The 274-nt window shown below is 54.0% G+C and carries 1 rRNA gene; it reads right to left on the bottom strand.

The features are described 5' to 3' along the window. Window positions 1–274: ribosomal RNA gene (locus tag ACTHSL_RS13605) — 16S ribosomal RNA — on the bottom strand; the annotation flags it as partial.

The raw sequence follows: 274 nt of genomic DNA, 5'->3' as shown, positions 1-274 counted from the left end.
AAGCACTTCCCGAGTTAAGCTCGGGGCTTTCACTCCTGACTTATAGAGCCGCCTACACCCGCTTTACGCCCAATGATTCCGAACAACGCTTGGACCCCTCGTCTTACCGCGGCTGCTGGCACGAAGTTAGCCGGTCCTTTCTCCTCAGGTACAATCACTTTCTTTTTCCCTGAGAACAGAGCTTTACAACCCGAAGGCCTTCATCACTCACGCGGCGTCGCTGCATCAGAGTTTCCTCCATTGTGCAATATTCCCTACTGCTGCCACCCGTAGG

The sequence above is a fragment of the Neisseria sp. P0008.S010 genome, assembly GCF_051962715.1.
Taxonomy (GTDB): domain Bacteria; phylum Pseudomonadota; class Gammaproteobacteria; order Burkholderiales; family Neisseriaceae; genus Neisseria; species Neisseria elongata.
Note: the sequence above shows the minus strand (reverse complement) of the source record. Positions and strands in the feature narration are given on the sequence as shown.